The sequence below is a fragment of the Psychrobacillus sp. FSL K6-2836 genome (assembly GCF_038003085.1).
GTDB lineage: Bacteria > Bacillota > Bacilli > Bacillales_A > Planococcaceae > Psychrobacillus.
The window spans coordinates 2,543,724-2,564,888 of record NZ_JBBOOM010000001.1 but is presented as its reverse complement, the minus strand read 5'-3'; the positions used below and the strand labels follow the sequence as shown (position 1 = coordinate 2,564,888).

16 protein-coding genes are annotated in these 21,165 nt (G+C 35.9%); 4 read left to right on the top strand and 12 right to left on the bottom strand.

The window, feature by feature from the left end; genetic code table 11:
• Positions 1 to 756 carry an amino acid ABC transporter ATP-binding protein gene (locus MKY37_RS12185; RefSeq protein ID WP_340777410.1) on the top strand — a complete coding sequence of 252 codons (756 nt, stop codon included), beginning with the start codon at positions 1 to 3 and terminating at the stop codon, positions 754 to 756.
• Positions 757 to 1,542: 786 nt separating this feature from the next.
• On the opposite strand, the gene fabI is transcribed toward MKY37_RS12185, so the two are convergent.
• On the bottom strand, positions 1,543 to 2,322 hold the full coding sequence (gene fabI, locus MKY37_RS12180) for an enoyl-ACP reductase FabI (protein WP_340777408.1): 780 nt from the start codon (positions 2,320 to 2,322) through the stop codon (positions 1,543 to 1,545).
• A gap of 278 nt (positions 2,323 to 2,600) precedes the next feature.
• Between fabI and MKY37_RS12175 the strand changes: the two genes are divergently transcribed.
• Positions 2,601 to 3,533: a C40 family peptidase gene (locus MKY37_RS12175; protein WP_340777407.1), complete on the top strand. Its 933-nt coding sequence runs from the start codon at positions 2,601 to 2,603 to the stop codon at positions 3,531 to 3,533.
• 365 nt (positions 3,534 to 3,898) lie between these two features.
• Here the strand turns inward: MKY37_RS12175 and MKY37_RS12170 are convergent, their stop codons facing one another.
• From MKY37_RS12170 to MKY37_RS12150, 5 genes are all read right to left on the bottom strand, one after another.
• A complete protein-coding gene (locus MKY37_RS12170; RefSeq protein ID WP_340777405.1) occupies positions 3,899 to 5,290 on the bottom strand; it encodes a UDP-N-acetylmuramoyl-tripeptide--D-alanyl-D-alanine ligase in 1,392 nt (463 codons plus the stop codon).
• A 73-nt stretch (positions 5,291 to 5,363) separates the two neighbouring features.
• The gene (locus MKY37_RS12165; RefSeq protein WP_340777403.1) at positions 5,364 to 5,579 is read right to left on the bottom strand and encodes a hypothetical protein; all 216 of its coding nucleotides are present in this window, start codon (positions 5,577 to 5,579) and stop codon (positions 5,364 to 5,366) included.
• Positions 5,580 to 5,644: 65 nt separating this feature from the next.
• On the bottom strand, positions 5,645 to 6,928 hold the full coding sequence (locus tag MKY37_RS12160; protein WP_340777401.1) for a YheC/YheD family protein: 1,284 nt from the start codon (positions 6,926 to 6,928) through the stop codon (positions 5,645 to 5,647).
• Between the two features lie 174 nt (positions 6,929 to 7,102).
• Positions 7,103 to 7,543 carry a hypothetical protein gene (locus tag MKY37_RS12155; RefSeq protein WP_340777399.1) on the bottom strand — a complete coding sequence of 147 codons (441 nt, stop codon included), beginning with the start codon at positions 7,541 to 7,543 and terminating at the stop codon, positions 7,103 to 7,105.
• 110 nt (positions 7,544 to 7,653) lie between these two features.
• Positions 7,654 to 9,030, bottom strand: a complete 1,377-nt coding sequence (locus tag MKY37_RS12150; protein ID WP_340777397.1) for a Mur ligase family protein — start codon at positions 9,028 to 9,030, stop codon at positions 7,654 to 7,656.
• 150 nt (positions 9,031 to 9,180) lie between these two features.
• Here MKY37_RS12150 and MKY37_RS12145 point away from each other — a divergent pair, with 150 nt between their 5' ends.
• Entirely contained in the window at positions 9,181 to 10,416 is a 1,236-nt protein-coding gene (locus MKY37_RS12145; RefSeq protein WP_340777395.1) for an ATP-grasp domain-containing protein, read from the top strand.
• A 52-nt stretch (positions 10,417 to 10,468) separates the two neighbouring features.
• Here MKY37_RS12145 and MKY37_RS12140 read toward each other — a convergent pair whose 3' ends face one another.
• The 5 genes from MKY37_RS12140 to MKY37_RS12120 all read right to left on the bottom strand — a co-directional run bounded on the left by MKY37_RS12140 (position 10,469) and on the right by MKY37_RS12120 (position 17,876).
• Positions 10,469 to 12,637: a YheC/YheD family protein gene (locus MKY37_RS12140; protein ID WP_340777393.1), complete on the bottom strand. Its 2,169-nt coding sequence runs from the start codon at positions 12,635 to 12,637 to the stop codon at positions 10,469 to 10,471.
• 198 nt (positions 12,638 to 12,835) lie between these two features.
• A complete protein-coding gene (locus MKY37_RS12135) occupies positions 12,836 to 13,261 on the bottom strand; it encodes a CotY/CotZ family spore coat protein (protein ID WP_340777390.1) in 426 nt (141 codons plus the stop codon).
• Positions 13,262 to 13,307: 46 nt separating this feature from the next.
• On the bottom strand, positions 13,308 to 14,519 hold the full coding sequence (locus MKY37_RS12130; RefSeq protein ID WP_340777388.1) for an ATP-grasp domain-containing protein: 1,212 nt from the start codon (positions 14,517 to 14,519) through the stop codon (positions 13,308 to 13,310).
• Between the two features lie 881 nt (positions 14,520 to 15,400).
• Positions 15,401 to 17,113, bottom strand: a complete 1,713-nt coding sequence (locus MKY37_RS12125; protein ID WP_340777386.1) for a GMC family oxidoreductase — start codon at positions 17,111 to 17,113, stop codon at positions 15,401 to 15,403.
• A 22-nt stretch (positions 17,114 to 17,135) separates the two neighbouring features.
• Positions 17,136 to 17,876 carry a gluconate 2-dehydrogenase subunit 3 family protein gene (locus MKY37_RS12120; protein WP_340777384.1) on the bottom strand — a complete coding sequence of 247 codons (741 nt, stop codon included), beginning with the start codon at positions 17,874 to 17,876 and terminating at the stop codon, positions 17,136 to 17,138.
• Positions 17,877 to 18,221: 345 nt separating this feature from the next.
• On the opposite strand from MKY37_RS12120, the gene MKY37_RS12115 reads away from it, so the two are divergent.
• A complete protein-coding gene (locus tag MKY37_RS12115) occupies positions 18,222 to 19,397 on the top strand; it encodes an aminotransferase class I/II-fold pyridoxal phosphate-dependent enzyme (RefSeq protein ID WP_340777382.1) in 1,176 nt (391 codons plus the stop codon).
• A gap of 244 nt (positions 19,398 to 19,641) precedes the next feature.
• Here the strand turns inward: MKY37_RS12115 and MKY37_RS12110 are convergent, their stop codons facing one another.
• Positions 19,642 to 21,027 (bottom strand): MATE family efflux transporter, encoded by a 1,386-nt coding sequence (locus MKY37_RS12110; protein WP_340777381.1) that lies wholly within the window; start codon positions 21,025 to 21,027, stop codon positions 19,642 to 19,644.
• Positions 21,028 to 21,165: the final 138 nt, after the last annotated feature.

The window sequence follows — 21,165 nt, the reverse complement described above, 5'->3', positions numbered from 1 at the left end:
ATGTTAAAGATCAATGATATTCATAAATCATTTGGAAAAAATGAGATATTAAAGGGAGTAGACCTATCCATTGATAAAGGTGATGTAGTAGTCATTCTTGGTCCTAGTGGATCTGGAAAAACGACATTATTACGTTGCATCAACTTTTTAGAAAAAGCCGATAGTGGTAAGGCAACTTTTGGCGATTTACAAGTAAATTTGCATGATGCCTCTAAAAAAGATATCCACACCATCCGACAAAAAACAGCTTTCGTATTTCAAAATTATAATTTATTCAATAATAAAACTGCTCTCGAAAATGTAACAGAGGGTCTCATCATCGGTCGTAAAATACCTAAATCCGAAGCAATTGATATTGGAAAAAAAGCTCTGGACAAGGTAGGTTTATCTGACAAACATGATTCCTATCCTAGTCAGCTTTCCGGTGGTCAGCAGCAGCGTGTTGGAATCGCACGAGCAGTAGCATTAAACCCCGATATTATTCTATTTGATGAACCAACCTCTGCACTAGACCCCGAGTTGGTTGGAGAAGTACTAACAGTCATGAAAAATATTGCCAATGAAGGTACTACTATGTTAGTCGTTACACATGAAATGTCCTTTGCAAAAGATGTCGCAAACCGAGTTATCTTTATGGATGGTGGAGCAGTAGTTGAGGAAGGTACACCTCATGATATTTTCGTAAGTCCAAAAGAAGAACGCACGAAGAAATTCTTAAAACGCGTATTACCAGAGGATTATACGTTTCATATTTAGGACAATAAGAAGCTGGTCTTCTAAGAACAGAAAGGCAGATATGCCGTTGACTTCCACTCCGAGCGGACGCTTTCCGTGGGCACGGCTTCAGCAGCTTCCCTCGCTTACGCTCAATCTAGGGTCTTCAGCTCGCGCTGTTCCCACTGGAGTCGCCGCACTGTGCTCCAATCAACTAGGTCCACCTTATATAGACGAATAATTGGATAGAAAACCGCCTAAATATACATGTTTTATCCTAAAATAAATAAGGATGAAATAGACTCCGATAAAAGGAGATCTACTTTCTTCTTTCATGATAAAATAGTATTCCTTACCGGACAGACGGTTTTATCCCTTTATTAACTTTGACTATTCTTATTGTCTAAGCTAGAGGCTACGCTAAACCTTTTAGTAGAGTACTACTCACTTAAATGATTGGAGTGAAATGTGGTGACACTAGCGGGATAAGCGAGAAAGTCGAGACCCCGCAGGGAGCGTAGCGAAGACATTGGCCAAACTTTATTTGGTCAATGTCTTTGCGACGAGTAACCCCAGGAGCATATGTTTTCAACGAGGAGGCTCGACCTCGCCCGCGGAGGCCAACAGGATGTTGGTCACAAAGGCTTTGCCACAGGACGTGGCGCACTTAGCCTTTGTTCTCCACATGTAACGGAAATCACTGTATTATTTATTCTTTAAAGTCCCATGAATCCAGTGTTCACGCTATATTTTTGTATATACTTATTATCTAAGAAGCGGCGGAAAATGACTAAATCATTTTCCGCCGCTTTTATGATTGATATTAATTTAACCCATAATATTATAGCCAGAATCTACAAAGATAACTTCACCTGTTACACCACTTGATAAATTACTTAATAGTGCAACGGTCATATCTCCTACTTCTTGTTGCGTCACGTTTCTTTTTAATGGTGACTTTTCTTCAATTTGGTGCAAAATCGTATTGAAAGAAGAGATTCCTTTTGCAGCCAATGTGCGAACTGCTCCAGCAGAAACAGCATTTATACGTACATTGTTTTTCCCTAGGTCCAAAGCCAAATACTTAACAGATGCTTCTAGAGATGCTTTGGCGATCCCCATTACATTATAGCCTTCTAGTACACGTTCAGCACCTAAGTATGTCATTGTTACGATAGATCCACCTTCGGTCATAAAAGGCGTTGCTTCTCTGGCTGCAGCAATAAGCGAATAAGCACTTGTATCTTGTGCAAAAGCATAGCCTTCTCTTGAAGTTTGTAAAAAGTCACCTTTTAAATCTTCCGCATGTGCAAAGGCAACAGAGTGTACTACACCATGGATTACTCCAGCTTCCTCTCCAATTTGTTGGAATGCAGCCTTAATACTATCATCATTATTTACATCACATTCTACTACTAGTTTTGCCTCTAAATTATTATCTTTCAATAACTTTTCTATTTTTCCAAGGGAACGTTCTTTACGGTATGTAAAAACAACATTTGCGCCTACTTCAAATAACGACTTCGCTACTCCCCATGCTAGGCTACGCTCATTTGCAACACCCATAACAACAATATTTTTACCTTTTAATTGAATTAAGTCTCTCATAAGTACCTCCAATTTATTATTCACATATATTATACCTGTTATTAGCACCTGGTTATTAGTTTAATCATACCATAAACTCTCCTGATTGTAATAAATCATTTTGTGTTTTGCCCTGTCTTCTGGTTGTAATATTTGTAAAGAAACTGTAAACATTCTACCTGAGTCTTCTAAATGTAAGAGTTTTAGTTGTAATAAAAGTGAAGTGGATTTATTTCCCACATGGTCCCATTACTTTTACATGCTAAAATCAAGGGGCAAAAGATTCTAGGAGGTAAACAATGAAAAAACAATTAGTTATCACTACATTAACAGCTGTTATCAGTTTAAGTACAATAAGTGGAATTGTCCCTGTTGATCATAATGAATACAAAGCCTCGGCTGCAACAATAAATTCTCAAAATAACCAGCAAGCAGTAGAAGCTAAAGCAGACCAATTAATACAAACTGCAAAAAGTTTAATCGGTAAGTCTACGTATAGCAATACTGTGTACAAGCCTACTTATCCTTACAAATTTTCATGTGCAACTTTTCTCATGTATATATTCGAAAAAAATGGAGTTGACTTAGCTACATACAATGAAGACTATATGATGAAACAGGGTTCATATGTTGCAAAGAGTCAATTGCAAAAAGGGGATTTGCTTTTCTTTGATAGCAGAGGCGGAAGTATTCCTAATCACGTAGCTATGTATATAGGTGACAATAAAGTCATCCATATGGCAGACCCTAAACAAAACATTGTCATTTCTGATTTAGATAGCAAGCCATATTATAAAGATAATTATATTACAGCACGAAGAGTGTTACCTACTCTACTCCCTTCTAACCCAGCAACTAAAGGGGATAATATTGTTACTAAAGCTTATAGTTTAAAAGATAAAGTGACTATGGGTACTGTTAATAGTCCGTCGTCCTTACGTTTTACGGCGACTGGGTTTGTAGACTATATTTATAAAACAAACGGAGTCACATTAAGAACTACAAATATTAAAGAATTAATGAAAAAAGGAACCACAGTTTCTAAAGCTAACTTGAAGAAAGGTGATCTAATTTACTTTAATAGTGTGGTGGGATCAAGCAATCCAACAGTGGTAGGTATCTATGCAGGAGATCATCGTATTATTGTCCCTAGTTCAAATGGGGTCACATCAAGAGTTCTATTTGTAGATTATTACAAGAAGCATTATATTACTGCAAAACGTGTTTTCTAAGCAGACCACATCCACTAATATGGTTAGTTAACTGGGTAAAAGAAAACCGGTCCTTTTAGCTCAAAAGCTGTTTCTAGCTTTTTCGAAGTGCTTTGGACAGACTTCTTGCAATTTATTATTATCGAATGATTTATTTGAGAGTCTTGTCGCGACTACGTCACGACAAGACTCTCTTTTTTGATGATTTTATGGAATTTAGGTTCTATAATTTATAACGTTGGTGAAAAAATCACCTTCTCCAGATTATTGGAGAAGGTGATGGGACTTCACTAACGTTATTTTTATTTTAATAGAAAACAAGTGAAGCTCCCCATAGAATTAAAGTCGTCGAAAACCATCATCTTGGAGGGAAATGTTAAGCTAGTCTACGCATTATTCTTTTTTAAACTATTAGCAAAATCAATCATAGACCTGCTTGACATTGGCCCCTTAATCAACAAAATTGTTTGATAATTCAACTTTGGTTTTAAAACTTCCATTACTCCTTGTACATTTTGGAATATATGGACATCCGCCTTAGTACCTTCTTTTAACGCCTGCCTTGCAATTTCTTCTGCTTTGCTTCCTATAGTTATCAAACTATGAATATTCCTTTTTGCAACAAGGCTACCGATTTCTGCATGATACTTTTTTTCAAAGTTTCCTAATCGATTAATATCACCGAGTACTAAAATAACGTTTTTATCTACCCCAATTGTATCTAATACATTTAATGCTGCCTCAACGGAAGTAGGATTATTTGTCCATGTATCATCAATTATTGTACTTCCACCAATTCCATTTGAAAATTCAAGGTGTCTGGTCATATTTTGAAATGTCGCTAGACGAGGAATTGCATCCTCCAAATCCATCCCCATTACGTGAATAGCTGCAAGCGCAGCAAGTGCATTATAAACCTGATGTTCTCCGTATCCAGAGATGAAAGCTTTAAATGTTTTATTTGAAAAATGAAAAGAAAAACTCATGCCCTTATTTGTAAACTTTACATCCGATGCTCTGAAATCAGATTTTTGACTACTTCCAAAGTAAATAATTTTCCCCTTAAAATTACGTAATGACACTTTCTTCGTATTTATATCATCTGCGTTTATGATTAGTGTACCGTCTTTTGACACTCCATCTACTATTTCTGACTTAGCTTTTATATACCCTTCGAGATTACCACAACCATCTAAATGATGAACGCCAATATTAGTAATTATCCCAATTGTCGGCTGATAAATCATACACTGATGTTTTATATTACCCGAGTTACCCAATCCAAGCTCAAAAACTGCCGCTTCGGTTCGGTCATTGATACCCACCAAATAAGGTAGGGATTGCCTTGGTTCATTCTTACTGCTTATAGATGCATGAACATTCCTATCTTCACTTAGTATATGTTTAATCATTTCCTTCGTTGTCGTTTTACCACATGTACCTGTTATAGCTACAACTGGAATGTGAAAAAGTTTTCGATAATAATCCATGAATCCCCAATATGCTTGCACGAGACTTTTAACTTTTATTACTGTAGTATTTGACATTGCACCTTTCATTTCCTCTTTAGGTTTATCGGTAATCACAAGAGATGGTCCCTTATTATCTATTTCTTGCCAGTTTATAGAATCGCTTCTGCTAACAAACATTAGCGTATTTCGTGTCGTAAGTTCGTGTCGTTTATAATAGATAGCATTTCTGACATACCAAAGTTCAGAACCACTTATTAGCTCACCTTGGATTAAATCCCTAATCTCTTTTACTTGTAAAGACTTCAATAAAATACCTCCTCTCTCAAGTTTTATATGAGCTATACTTACGTGTAAATCTCATTCACCATTCTGCAGTTTCCTAATTTCTACAATTTTTCTCCAAATGGATTTGCCATCTAGGATTTGCAAATCCGCTAATTCCATGAGTATTAAAAATAATTGGTTTAGTTTCGGCATTTAACCCCAAATCAATTCTGTATTCTCTAGAAGCATACTCTGAGGCTATAACTTGAGCTGCTGAAATAGAGATTTCCTTTATACTCTCGACCAATTCCTTCTGTTCTATTTCATTCAATTGCCAATGAGGCCATTAGCATTTTCAAGAAATATACCTCCTTTCGTTTTCCTCTTTTATAAAGTTCATTTTTTTCTATTATTTATTTTCAATATATTCATATATACATTTTGGTCTTTATGCTCTTTGAACATCGTTAGGTCGGGGACATAATTCCCTTCAATAATCCATATGTCTCCTTCATCAGTAATCCCAACATCAAATCCAATGATCTTCAAACCTATATTTTTTTTATCCAGTCGATTTGCAGCCGACAGACAAACTTCATCTATTTTTTTATGAAAAGCTTCACTATTTTTTGAAAGAATAGTGGAATCTTGTATAGCATCCTCTAAAGTGAGTAGCTTCTGAGCAGCATTTGTGACAATAAAACCTTTCCCAGCCAGTTTTACTATTTTGCCCGTTACGTTCCATCCGGATTCATACTTTTGAGCAATTACTCTAACGTCCAATGAACATTCGTCAATTGTAGCCAATTGTACTTTTTCTTGGATGATATAATCCTTATTAGAGGTGTAAATAGTATCCATAGCATATTTATAAGCTTCATCTATATTTGGTTTAGTTATAATGCTAATACCAGAATGAATTTCATACGATTGATGCTGTGTTCTTTTTATTTGTACAACTCCTACCCCATGCTGGCCATTACAAGGCTTAATAATTACTTCATTGTATCTTTTTACATAACCCCTAAACGTTGAACTCGTTAGTAAATCCGTCTTTGGTATTAAGGGTCCTCTAAGTGATTGATACTGATCCCACTTACTAATTGAAAAATGAAGGATTGCTTCACAGATTCCTATGTTCTTCTTATCATCAGTGATAACCTCAACTACAATCGTATTACAGGTTGGAAAGGACTTTCCAAGTTTATTGGCCACGATATAAGAAAGTCCTTTGTATTTTTCAAAAAAGTACTGCTGAGTATTTTTTATAAGAATCTTGGAGTCTGAACATTTCGTTATAGAAGTTACACACCAATTAGAAGTAGAATTTTTACGATGGACAGTGACAAAGAATTGGTAAGGGGTCCTTGCAGGTTGAAGAGGTTGAATAATATAATATTTTTGTTTTATTTCATATTGGTTTATATACTCAAACATATCTTCCTTATTGGTTATAGTGATCATTTTATTTGTCGATTTAATTTGGTATTTATTATTTACGAAAGAAATTATAAAATTTCCAGGACCATAAGAAGGTTTTACAACAACAGTATTATACTGATCCAAAAGGGAGAAAAGTTCTTGTCTGGAAAATAGAACAGTTTTCACTAGGTGTTTTTGCAATCGTTTTTCTTTTTGTAATAGTTTATATTGACTAAGTCTTCCCCTACTTACTCCCATTTTGTACGCCTCCTTAATATTGATACTTTTATATCCTATTCAGTAAAAAAACTTCCCTCTAGTTATTTTGTGAATTTAAAAAGTAATATACAGGCGTCAATGTCAGAAGGGTTTAGCGTAAGACCTACACTTGCTCCAAAAACCCTTGGTAATAATCACCAAGGGTTTTTGAAATTATAGTTCCTGACAGCCTAAAGCTATAATGGAACCTTGTTCAACTGGAGCAGCTCCATTTTGGTCAAAGAAACCAGTTATTACGAAGCTTTGGACATCATCAACCGCCGCTGAAGCAACTTGATCTCTAAACACTGCTTCGAATGGAAATTCCTCTCCATTTACGGTTCCTGTACCGGTTACCGTTACTACACAGTTCTGACCTTCTCTTCTACATACAACAGAAGTTATTTCGTTGGCCGTAAAAGTGAAATTATTTTGGTTTGGAGTTTCTGTATCTTCAAAGACTAAAGAAAGTGTAGAATTGGTCAATCTCGTTACACAAACATTCGCTAGGTACGTGAGGTTACCTTCAATCGTACCAGTCTGTCCGTTAAATCTAACGTTATTATCTTCAGAAAATGCATCCACTAATACTCCACAAGGACAAATTGTTCCCATCCCCTTCCCTCCTTTCACTAAGAATATTGTAAGATATGAATACCAATATTATTATGGCAAGGCGGTTTGTCCATTTACTTTATATAATTGGCTCCGATAAAAAGATTTATCTATTTTTTCCTTAACTTAGCAGCTAATTCTATTATAGGCTTCATATACATATCACCTTTAATAAGAATTATTGTATCGGCATCTGCAATCTCATTTAATAAACCATAAACAAGTGTACTATTATTAAATTTATAGACTTGGGAATTTAAACCTAATTTTACTGCATGATCAGCAATGATACTTGCATGATAGCCAATCGTGATTAATACATCAACCCCATTTTGATAAACAATTTTTCCAGCTTCTTCGTGAATAATATAGCCCCAAGACCCTAAATCTGTAATCGTTCCAATTACCGCTATTCTTTTTTTCCTTAATTTCACTTCATTGAGCACCTTTAAAGCTGCATCCAATGATGTCGTTGTAATACTCCATGTATCATCTAATATGATAGATCCATTGATCCCATCTACTATCTGAAGCTGTTTATTATACTTCTTAAATGATTTCAACCTTTTTGCGGCTTCCGGGATACTTACACCCATTTCATTAACCGCAGCAAGTGCAAAAAGAGCATTGTAAACCTGATGCTCACCAAATCCGGGTACAAAAACTTGATAATTTCTATTTTTGTGCTGAACACTAAACTGCATACCATCTTTAGAGTATTCACTATTAGTAATTTTAAAGTGGCAATATGAGTTTCTCCCAACCCTGATTATTTTACCTAAGAACTTTTTTACATCGATTTTTCGGGTATTTAGATCATCTCCATTAATAATTAATACTCCTGATGGATCAATTATTTCGACCATTTCACCCTTCGCCTCAATATAGCCCTCAAGCGTTTTGCAATAATTTAAGTGATGGGCTCCTACATTTGTAATAATTCCAATTGTCGGTTTGAAATATTCCCCAGCATTTAGGACATCACCAGGTGCACCTACAGCTGTTTCAAATACGGCGGCCTCTGTGCATTCTCCAATATTCAAAAGATACTGTAAAAAGGCTGTACGTGAATTACTAGTACGGTTTGTAGCAGTCACCTCTCGGTCAAAGGATAAAATATGCTTAATCATTTCTTTTGTAGTTGTTTTTCCGGCAGTGCCTGTTATAGCAACTACTGGAATATCAAATAGATTCCTATAGTGGTGTATAAATTTCCAATATGCTTCTTCTGAATTCAAAACATATATAACTGTTATATTGTCCGGTATCTCCTCTTTGTTATACTTTCTCTCTGTCACAAGTACCATTGGAAAAAATTTCTTCAGACTTTTCCAATCTACAATCCGTTTACTTATAAAAAGAATTGTATTTTTATTCTTAATTTGTTTTAATCGGTAGGCACCATAATAAACTTCCGTATTATCCGAACCTTGTACTAATTCACCAGAAATTATTTCCCTAATATCACTAACATTATGGACTTTCATAATTTTAAACACCTCCTCTCACACTCATAATATGTTTAAATTTATAAGTTGTTTGGATAATTATTAAAAAAATAATGGGATATATAACCATGTATCTTTTATGGTCAGTCATACATATAAGAAGAGTCTGTTTAAAAGGGAGTGAGCCGGGTGAAAGCAATTATTTTTATAAGTACAAATAAATCAGGCTCCAGTAGAGAAGCTATTAAAGCAGCTGAAAAATTGGGGTACTTTACAATTCTTTTTACAAATAATGATAAGCAGTTTCAACAAAGGAAGGAATATAAAGATGTTCATAAAATGACTTTTGTGGATACAAGTAGCTTGGAGGAAATGAGAGAGGAAATATCTATGCTTCAGACTAAAGGTGTAGATGTCAAAACAATCGTGAGTTTTGTAGATCCTTATGTTCATATAGCTTCCACTCTTTGTGATGAATTTTGTAAGAATAATAATTCGTCCAAAGCAATTAAAATGATGGAGGACAAAGAGGAAACCCGACAGTTTCTTCAAAAAGAATCTTACACACCTAGATTTATATCTATCAAGCCAAATGATATTATTTCAACAAACTCAATAATTGAGAATTTAGGTTTACCTATTATAGTTAAGTCACCGAAATCTACAGGTTCTAAAGACGTACTCCTAGCGAAAAGAAAAGTACAACTGGAAAAAAACATTGACATTCTCCGTAGTAAAAATCCAAAAGAAACGATAATCTTGGAAGAATATATTGGAGGTGATCAATTTTTAATTGAAGCCGTCGTTTACAATAAAACTGCTCATATTGTTGGAGTTATTGAACAGGAAATAACTAGAGGAAAAAGGTTTATCATTACAGGATATGGAGTTCTAGTGGATGTTCCAGAAAAAATAAAAAAAGGACTAGAAGACGTTCTTCATTCAATTACTAAGGCATTTAGTATTGAAAATGGCGCATTGCACCTCGAACTACGTTTATCTAAAAACGGTTGGAAACTCATTGAGATTAACCCAAGGATTTCTGGTGGAGCAATGAATAAGATGCTACACGCAGCATTCGGAATTAGTTTAGTAGAAGAAACGCTTAAGCTATTTTTAGGCGAAAAACCAAACCTTACTCCAAAACATCACCAACATGTATTTACTAAATATTTTGTCTCAGAAGAAAGAGGGATCCTCGAAAAAGTTACAGGAAAAGGGAGAGCAAAGAATTCCCCTGGAGTCGTTGAGGTCTATGTAAAAACTAAAAAAGGGTCTCTACTAGTTCCACCGCTATCAATGGGACACCGATATGCATATGTAATTGCAACAGGCACTAGCTTAAAAGAAGCTAAAGATCATGCAAATACAGCTATTAACCAAATTGAATTCCATCTAAAACCTAAAGAAAATGAGGACACCTAATAAGTGCTCTCATTTTTTATTTGCTTATAGCTATTATTTTGAATTTAAATGACTATACTTTGAAGAATTGATCTAAAAAATGAACAGTATCAAACATATTTGTTTTACTTGCTCCCTTAACTAAAATTGTATCATCCTTTGTCACTATCTTTTTTAATAATTCATGCATTTGGTCCTTGTTAGTGTAGTGATAAATATTCTTTGCTGGAAAGCCCTTTTTAAGTGCCTCTGCTCCAATTTCTTCCGTGCGAAATCCGTATGTGATTAAAATGTCAATTCCCTTTTCATGCACATAATCGCCAACTTTACTATATTCTTGCTCTCTTAGGTCTCCCAATTCTCGCATTTGACCTATAATAGCTATTTTTCGATTACCCCTAATATTAGTTAGTACATCAAGCGCAGCTCTTACCCCTTGTGGATGTGAATGAACAGTGTCATCGATGACTGTTATGTTGTCACGGCAATTGTAGATCGTTAATCTTCTTGGTGGTTTTCTAAAAATAAGTCCAGCTTTAATTTCCATTGGCGTAAAGCCCAAGTAATCTGCAACAGCAATTGCATTCAATGCATTATATACATGATGTTCACCCAATATAGGAATAAACAATGTAATTTCCCGACGTTGTAGCTTTATCTTAAAACTCATTCCATTTTCCTCGTATTTAACATCATATGCTCTGTAGTTCGCTGGAGATTTTATACCAACAGTCATTATTTTTCCTTTAAATTGATCGGTCTCCAGATACTTTGAATTATCATCATCCTTGTTTAAAATTAAAATACCAGATTGGTCCATACCATGAATTAATTCGGATTTTGCATGGGCTACTTTTTTTATATCACTATCGAAGTTTCCTACATGTGCAAGACCAATATTTGTTACTATACTAATAGTTGGCTGTATAATGCTGCAATGCTCCGTTATTACCCCAGGGTAGGCCATCCCATATTCTAGAACAACTGCTTCATGCGTGTCATTAATAGCTGCTGCGTGTTTTTTTGTATGCTCCGTCGTATTCCAATAATCCTTAGACTCAAAAATAGTCCATTTTTTTGATAAGATAGATGCAAGAAATGCTTTAGACGTTGTTTTTCCAGCACTTCCAGTTATCGCAATGATTGGAAGATCCACTTTTTCTTTTCTGTTGTTCTTCTTACTCTCGGTTATCTCTTTGTTTATTTTAGCTTGATTTTCAGCTATAAACTTTGCATATCTTATAGAATTCACTACTACGTCTAATTCTAAATAGAATGCTGGTGGGCAACCCGGTCGCCAGTTAACCTCATAAATCCAAATTTTTAAATTCTCATCTAATCCGATATCGATTCCGATTTCATCAATTACTTCCCCATACTTCATCATTTGAATTTCATCTAAATGATTCGCTAGCGACAAAGAAAAGTGCTCCAGCATACGTTTAATATTAAATGCTTCTTCTTTAAACTCTTGTTGCAAGAAAGGATCAAGGTAATTTGTATATCCCCCATTATTAATATTAGCAATAATTGATCCCGATGGTGCAATTCTTGGATAGATAGTGGTAATTACCCATTTTCCTTCTCCATTTTTTTGTACATGAAGCCTGAAGTCAAACACTTGACCGGACTTTGTAAGGGAGTGTATATAAGGCTGAACAATAAAGGTCTCTGTGGATAGCTTTTCTATGAGGATATCGTTTAACTGTTCTTTAGTATAAGTTGTACTTACAGAATCCTTTCTTACTTCATACTTCTCGTCTGCTTTATGAATGAAATAAATTCCTTTTCCTTTTCTTCCGTCAATTGGTTTAAAAACAACTTTGTGAAAGGAAGAAATATACTTATAAAAAGTTTCTAAATCCTTTATAATTTCTGTAGGAATTAAGTAGTTTGTAAATTCCTTCGCCTCTTTTAATCTCTCACTGATATTCCACTTGTTTCCGATTGAGTTCGTGGTGAATGGAATAGAACTTTTCAATTTGTTAATTATTTCTTTTGACTTTATTAACTTTTCGGGGCTCCCAGCATTATATATTACATCAGGGAAAGGCATTATTCTCTCACGCCAGTTTCCATTCTCATACACTTGACCCCTAATTGTTCTGTTTACAAAATTTACTGTTCCTGGTGAAAAGAAAAAAAAGTTAATTCCCTCGGCCCTCGCAACAGCCGCATACGCATATGACTTGATGACTGTTTTAGGATCTTTTCGATGATGTAACATTCCTATTGTTATCATTTTAATCTCCTTTATATTTAGTCTATTTAAACTTTGCAATATTACCCCAATGGATGATAAAAAAACAAAATTTAACATCGCTTTATAAGTATTAGATTCGACAATTATTTCTTGTATACGGACAAACGTTCAGTTTTTATATAAAATATCCTCTATCATTAAAAAAACCCTCAGAATTTCAAAGGGATAAGTTTATCACTACCATTTAGGCTCAATAATAATTTTCCTTGTTAACATTTTGGTCTCCAAAGTTTGGATGGCACAGATGAAGTTTGTATCAATAACCCTGCAAATAGATGTTTTCTCTAATCTAACCACATCACAAGGAGCATTGGACACATTACCTTCAATATCTATTGGTCGCAGTAGTGAAATTGTTACACAGCATTTTTCTAAATCAACGAGTTCAATTCTGAAGTAGTTAGTTTCAAATCCATCCTGCACACTGCTTATTGTTAGTAAGTCTCCTTTTGTTGTTGTAAGTAGAAAGGGAATAGTATCGGTACCTACTATTTTAGCTAGTAAATTTCCGAAAAACTTTGTTTGAGAGTCTTGTAAAAAATCTTGAAGTAATTTTAATTCGTAGAACGCCTCACATATATAATTACATCTTTCACTGGACAATTAATAGTTCACTCCCTCCTACACTATTAATATTGTTTTAGTTCTATTAAAAAGGCTCCATATAAAACTTTATCTCCTTAGCTGCCGCTAAAGTATTCTCCTCTGCTTGTTTTGCGGATTCGGATGCTGCAACGATACAAGCGTATCGATCACCCATTGAATAAGGTCTTTTAAGAACTCTTCCAATTTTCGGTTTTATATGAATATATTTAATATCATCATGCTCTAATGCCCGTTCTTTACCAATAACTCTTAGTAATTTACCTCTTTTTTCTATCGTTAAATACCTAGCATATACATACTTTTTTCTCGTTTTTATAAAAGAAAACTCTTCTCCTAAATAAACTTTTAATATTTCTTTTAGAAGATTAATACCAGTACCTTCTTCAATAATTCTGTTCATGGCACCACCGGACATTCTCGGATTAATTTCTATCAGTTTCCATTCACCTTGGACAAGTTTCATCTCCATATGACATGATCCGTTAGAAAATCCTATTTGTTCAATAATGCTCGATATATGCAAACGGAGCCTATTTAGTATTTCCTCTTCTAACATTGCTGGATATTTATAAGCCATGACAATAAATTTTCCATTATATATTACTTCTTGTTCTATTATCTCTATAAATTTTATCTCATCTTGATGGACCACCAATTCAATCAAGTACTGCGGTCCTTGTAAAAATTCCTCAATTAGCAAGCATTTAGTTGGATATCTTTTTTGCAAGTCAATTATATTTTTTGCTAAATTCTCTAATGTTTCGACCTTTAACACGTCCTTAGAGCCATTCGATACAGGTGCTTTTATTATTAAAGGGAGATTGGGTTCAAGCTCTGCGTCTAAACTTTGAAGGGGACTGTCTGGATGAACTATCCAGTAATGAGGGGACACAGATAAATGCTTAAACTTTTCTCTTATAGCTATTTTATCTTCCATTAAAATTATTGATTCCAATGAGGCCCTACCAACGCCTAACCGATTAGATAGACGTATCGAATAAGAAACATAGGGATCAATGAAACTAAAGCAAGCGCATATTTCCTTCCCTTCCCTTTGTAGTTCAGCTATTTTTTTCATCACTAGCTGTTCGTCAAACAAGTTTTTAATAAATAGAGTTTCATTTGCTTCCATGTAATCCCACTGGTTGTTCTTATCAGTAAACAAAACAACCCAGTACCCCATTTCACTTGCAACCATTAGAGCCTCTTTACTTGTACCAGAGTTATAACTTCCGATGAACACAATCGACTTCATAAATTAACCACCTATTTTCATCCATACTTACTGTATTTATATAATATGAACGATAATACAGAGCTCTAACGTTGATTGCCTATTACAGGAAGATAATTTTTTCATTCACGCCCCCCAAAAAACGGGAAAAAGAAACCCAATCCTTTTAGTTCAAAACCTGTTTCTATCGCTTTCGAAGGGCACTGAACAGACTTTGAACAGACTTTTGCTATATTATTACCGATTGAATTTTTGAAGCTACTGGTCGTGACTAAGCTCATGACCAGTAGCTTTTTGCTCGGTAATGTTATGGCTTTTGTCTGTCCGTCGCCCTTCATCAACTCTTAGAAACAGGTAAGTGCATTTTTGGATAACTAGAGAAAAGCTACCTTCTTATTCATAGAGAAAGCTCACGAAGATACAATTTCGTGAGCTATTTCGCTTCATTATTTGGTAAACACTAATTATTTCTCTTTATTTCCACTAATAATTTAAATAAATATTACAGTGCGTCTACTATACATTAACTTCATCTAAACATATTATCTTAGCGATAAGCCATGCTAAGTCTTCTTGTTGGGTTCTACTCACTTAATTGATTGTAGTGGAAGGCGGCGACTCCAGCGGGAAAGGCGTTAGTTGAAGACCCCGCAGCGAAGACATTGGTCAAACTTTGTTTGGGCAATGTCTTTGCGACGAGTAACCGCAGGAGCATATGTTTTCCAGCGAGGAGGCTGAAGCAACGCCCGCCGAAAGCGTCCGCATGACACGAAAATCAGTAGTATTATTTTTTTTAAAAGTACCATGAAAACAGTGTTAAGAGATCACTTTTTTATACTTTCTTAAAAAAAGCTACCAGAATCCTTTGTAGGAGCTGATAGCTTTTCAATCCTGTTTAATAATTAAACCAGCGAACCACCCGATTTACTATATTTAATAATTCCTTCTGCGCTCTTATAAGCTAGTGCAGCCACTGTTCCTGTCGGATTATACCCTCCGTTATGCGGGAAGTTTCCTGCACCAACTACAAACAAATTTTCTGCATCCCAGTGTTGTAAAAACGGATTTACTACACTATTTTCAGGACTAGCTCCCATAATAGTCCCTCCCGTATTATGAGTTGTTTGGTAGCCAACAATATCGTAATCCGTAATGACATCCTTACCTTCTACCGTTTTCGCTCCCATTTCCTTCATAATATTTGTGGATATTTCTGTAATATATTTATGCAAGGCTCTATCCTGATCCGTAAAGTTATATGTCATTTGAAGTAGCGGTACCCCATAAGCATCCTTGTACTTACTGTCTAGTGACAAGTAATTTTCCTTATGTGGCATAGATGCACCTTGAGCTCCAACCGATAATGTGCGAGTGTAATTGTAGATAGAATTTTTCTTAAACTCTGCTCCCCAAGTTGGTGTACCTCGTTGAATTGGATTTGTTTCGATTGGTCTAAATCCGGTTTGCGTGATGGAAATACTACCGCCATGAATAAAGTCTAAATCACTGTGATCAAAGTTGTCCGCATTATAATCATCGATCGACATGCCAAGGGCCCCCGCCCCCATAAATGTGTTCATTTGGTCTTCAAAGTATCCAGTTGCACCAGGTAAAATTTGATAGCAATAATTTTTTCCGAGTGTCCCCTTCCCAGTTTCAGGGTCGTATTGTTCTCCAATATTAGATACCATGAGCAACTTGGCGTTATTCATAACGTAACTTGCCAGAACAACTACCTCGGCTTCTTGGATAAATTCTTCTCCAGACTCAGTATCCAAATACTTAACACCAGTCACCTTATTCCCACTTTTTATGACTTCTAATACATTCGCATGAAACCTTGCTTCAAATTTCCCAGTTTTCATAGCGGTAGGTATAACTGTTATTTCAGGTGATGTTTTGGCTCCATATTCACAACCAAATCGCTCACAGAAACCACAGTATTGACATGCATTTATGAACTCCCCATCTGGATTTGTGTATGCTTCTGATAAATTAGCAGAAGGTAGCATAAAAGGAGAATATCCTAGTGATTTGGTTGCTCCCTCAAATTTCTTTAAGATGGGAGTTTTTTTCATAGGAGGTGTTGGAAAGTCCTGAGCTCTCTTCCCCCAAAATGGATTTTTATCTTCCCCAGAAATACCTGCTGTCTGATCATACTTATAAAAATAAGGTTCTAACTCATCGTAGGTAACGCCCCAATCTTGAATTAAATAATCACTGGATAGTTTATTTGGACCATATTTTGCGTCTGTCATCGTTTTAATTTGAAAATCATACGGATAAAATCTCCATGTATGCCCATTCCAATGTGTTCCTGAACCCCCTAGCCCCTCACCGAGTAAAAAAGAGCTTAACTGTCTCATTGGCAATGCAGGCATCTTTCGGTTATTTCGAATGGTAATGGTCTCTTTTGCTAGGTCCTGCATCAATTCATAACGAACAGCATAACGGTATTCATCATGTATTTTCTGGTAGTCCTCTGTTCCTCGTTTTCTTCCTCTTTCTAAACCAATCACCTTTAATCCTGCTTTTGCACATTCTGCCGCAATGATTCCGCCAGTCCAACCTAAACCAACGATCACGACATCTACTTTTGGTAATGAAGTCGCCATAAGTTTATCCCTCTACTTTCTTTTACATTCCGCCAAGTGACTTTGGCTCAATTTTTTGGAATTTATCCTTTTCAATTACATCTATATATGCCATTTGATGACCAGGGAACTCTTTCATTTTCCAGCCTTCCATGTTTCGATTACCCCCGTACATTGGGTCTGCATAGGCCCCTTCTAATGTTGCCGTTCGAAGCAAGCGAAAGAAAAATGCTGAAGTAACTCCCGTCATAGCTATCTCATCGTTTTGAAAAGCGGTTAAAATCTCATCCATTTGCTCAGCTTCTAAATCAGAAAATCCTTTGTCGAATCTATTGTTAGCCTCATCTTCTAGCTTAGCAATTCCTTGCCTAAAAATGGATGCTCTTGTCAAACGACTCTGATAGCCTTGGGTTTTAGCACCTACAGCAAATGGTCCATGCATATACTCTTTTGTATTACTCCCATACTGCGCTGCTAGTTGACGATCGATAAAATAAGCAACCCCTAAATCAATTGCTCCTGGTCCTAAATCATCTTTTGGCAAAATCCGTTCAGTAGCATTTGAAAGCACATCAAACTCTCTCTGAGTTTGAAAGAATTGAAATCCCTGGTTAGTTGCCATTTCGTGATGAGTATTGCCTGTATCCGCTACATTTTGGTCTGTCTTATTTGCATTTAATCCAACTAAGCCACCAATTAATCCGCCACCTATTAAAGCTCCAGTAGCAATCCCTGTCGTTTTTAGAAAGTCTCTTCTTGAATAATTCTTTGGTTTTTCTGTCATATCCATTGTCTCCTTTAAGATAATGATCTTACTCGGAACTTCTTAAAAAAGGATATACAAATCCATCCACTTTTAATCATTCGACATGATTTAAATTAGCGCATCTTTTCCTTTTATAAAGATTGTTGCTATAAAACTTGTTTTTTTATCTAACGAAAAGCAACATCTATCCGTGAGAGGTGGTAGCTTTTTCAGTTGGTTTTATAACTTCCTCTGTATTAGTCGTAAATAATTTAGTGATTCACTACTATCTGTAATATATTGCATTTCATGTTTCTCACAATTTTATTGAAAATTATGATATGATAAAACATAAAATTTTATATAGCGTTAGGAGTGCTTATATTGAAGGTTCAACCATCTACTAAAATGTCATTATTTGAAAAAGCAATTTTTGGGGATTTGAAAGCCGCCGCAGCTGCCAAGCAAGCTCAAGGCTTTGACCTATATGATTTAAGCCTAGGTAGTCCTGACCTTCCACCAGATGAACGTGCTAGAAAAGTATTATCAGATCTTAGCTATGCAACAGATTCATATGGCTATACTCTTACTGGAACAAAACGCTTCAATGAGGCAGTTGCAGATTATTATAAACGTCGCTCCAATGTTCTATTGGATCCAGAAACGCAGATTGTTCAAACGATGGGTTCACAGGAAGGACTTGTCCATCTCCCAATTGCCTTTTGTGATGAAGGAGATATTATTCTAACGACAAATCCTGGTTATGTAGCTTATGATGCTGGCATTAAACTTGCTGGTGCAGCACCCTATTATATGGAACTATTAGAAGAAAATAAGTTTTTACCTGATTTAGATGTAATACCTGAAGAGATTGCAATGAAGGCAAAACTAATGATATTAAATTTACCTGGAAATCCAGTGCCCGCAATGCCTGATCCAATTTTCTTTGAGAAAGTTGTTGCCTTTGCCAATAAATACAATATAGCTGTTCTACATGATGCAGCTTATTCAGAATTCTATTTTACTGGGAATTCACCAAGCAGCTTCCTCTCAACACCGGGAGCATTAGAAGTAGGGATGGAGATCAACTCTTTATCGAAAAGCTTTAGCCTTGCTGGTACTCGGATTGCATATATTGCTGGAAACGCAGAGATGATTAATATTATGAAGCAACTAAAATCGAATTTAGATTTTGGGATTTACGGTCCTATTCAGGAAGCAGGGATTGTTGTCTTAAACCATGCAGAAGAGATAACAGAACGTTTGCGTATGATATTTTCTGAGAGGCATCATTTCCTCACAAACGCATTAACTGATCTTGGGTGGAAAGTCGCTCCTTCTACTGGGGGGATGTTCGTTTGGGCAAAATATCCGTATGAGATGAATGACAGGGATTTCGTCTTTGAAGTAATTGATCAAACTGGAGTCGTAATAGTTCCTGGAACCGTTTTTGGGTCCGCTGGCGCAGGCTACGTTCGCGTTGCATTAGTACAGGATATAGACGTATTGAGACAAGCAGTAGAACAGCTAAAAAAATTAGAAGTACTATCGATTTGTTAACATAAAAACAAGCGTGGAGGGTAGTGACTAAGTCATGACCTTCCACGCTGTTCTGTTTTTCCTGCATGGTGTAGTAACACAGGGTGCCCTTTACGATCAAAACCTATTTCTATCGTTTCCGAAGTGCTTTGTAAAGTCTTGTAGCTATACTATTGAATGATTTTTTAGAAACACCGGGCTCGCGCACCATAAATTTATATACTTTCTAAAAAAAAGACCAAGAGATAACTAGGTAGGAATCTGCCTAGCTATCTCTTAGTCCATCTTTCTCTAGCGTCGGCTGTACAAGAGCAAACTTTTCCCAGCGTCTACTTTTCCATCTAAAGAACATAATTGTAGCGCGAGTCCATTCATCTGCTGCTATTGCTAGCCAAACTCCAACTAACCCAAGGTCGAGGACAAATATCAATAAATAACCTAATGGCAAACTCATCATTACCATAGACAAGGCTCCCATCAATACTGGGAAGCTTGCATCTCCTGCAGCACGCAAGGAATTGATAATCACAATGTTTATCGTCCGTCCGGTTTCTAATAGAAAACTTAGTAACAGTACAGATGCACCTATCTCAATAATTTCTTTATTGTCCGTGAAGAGACCCATTAATGGATACCGCAGAACAATGACGATTGTTACCATTGTTACGGTAAAAATAATAGCCCATTTCACACTAAACCATACCGACTTATAAGCTTCATCTTTTTCATTTGCGCCTACAAACCTTCCGACAATAATAGCAGTTCCCATTCCAATTGCGATAGCAAACAAGTACGTGAACATCGATATATTCACAGCATATTGCCTTGCTGCCAATGATTCCGCTCCCAAATAGGTAACGTAGTATAAGAAGACAATTTGACAGCCTTGATATAAGATCTGTTCAAATGCGGATGGAAGACCAATCCGTAAAATCTTCGTAATATACTCTTTAGAGAGAGTGAAATAATAATGAACCTGTACCCGATACTCCATCACTCGGTACAACAACCAGAAGAAGACAAGTAAAGCTATGAAACGACTTAGTACAGATGAAATAGCAGCACCTTGTACACCTAATTCTGGAAAACCAAATTTCCCAAAAATCAATACATAGTTTCCTATAACATGGATAATATTCATCCCAAGGGAAACAAACATTGTCTGCTTCGTATAACCATGCACACGAATAATAGCTGCAAGTGCATTAATAATGGCCTGTAAAAAAATGGCCCCGCCGACTATCGTCAAATATTGATGAGCATGGACTAGCACATCACCTTGTAGATTCATTGCTGTCATCATACTTTTAGAAAATATAATAAACCCAACACTAAGGAGAATCCCCACACATAAATTTAGTGTTACTGCTAAGCCTGAAATTTTCGATGCTTCTATATATCGCTTTGAGCCTAAATATTGAGAAACAACAATTGCCGCACCATTTCCGACAACCTCTAATACTAGGATAGCTATATGAATGTACTGATTTGCTGCTCCTACTCCTGATACGGCATCATCCGAAAGGGCACTGAGCATAAATGTATCTGCAATCCCCATTAACATAAATAAGAATACTTCTAAAAATATCGGCCAAGTCAAAGTAAATAAGCTTAACCTTTCGCCTAAATTGTTCTTTTTAGTGATTACCAATGTAACTCCTTCTTTATCCTGTAATTTTCAATAAGAAGAATCTTACCACAGAAATTGAATTTCTCCTATAGGATTATAATCGGAATACACGAGCCTGTTAAGTACAGACTTTTCCTGTCATACAAAAATACACGTTCG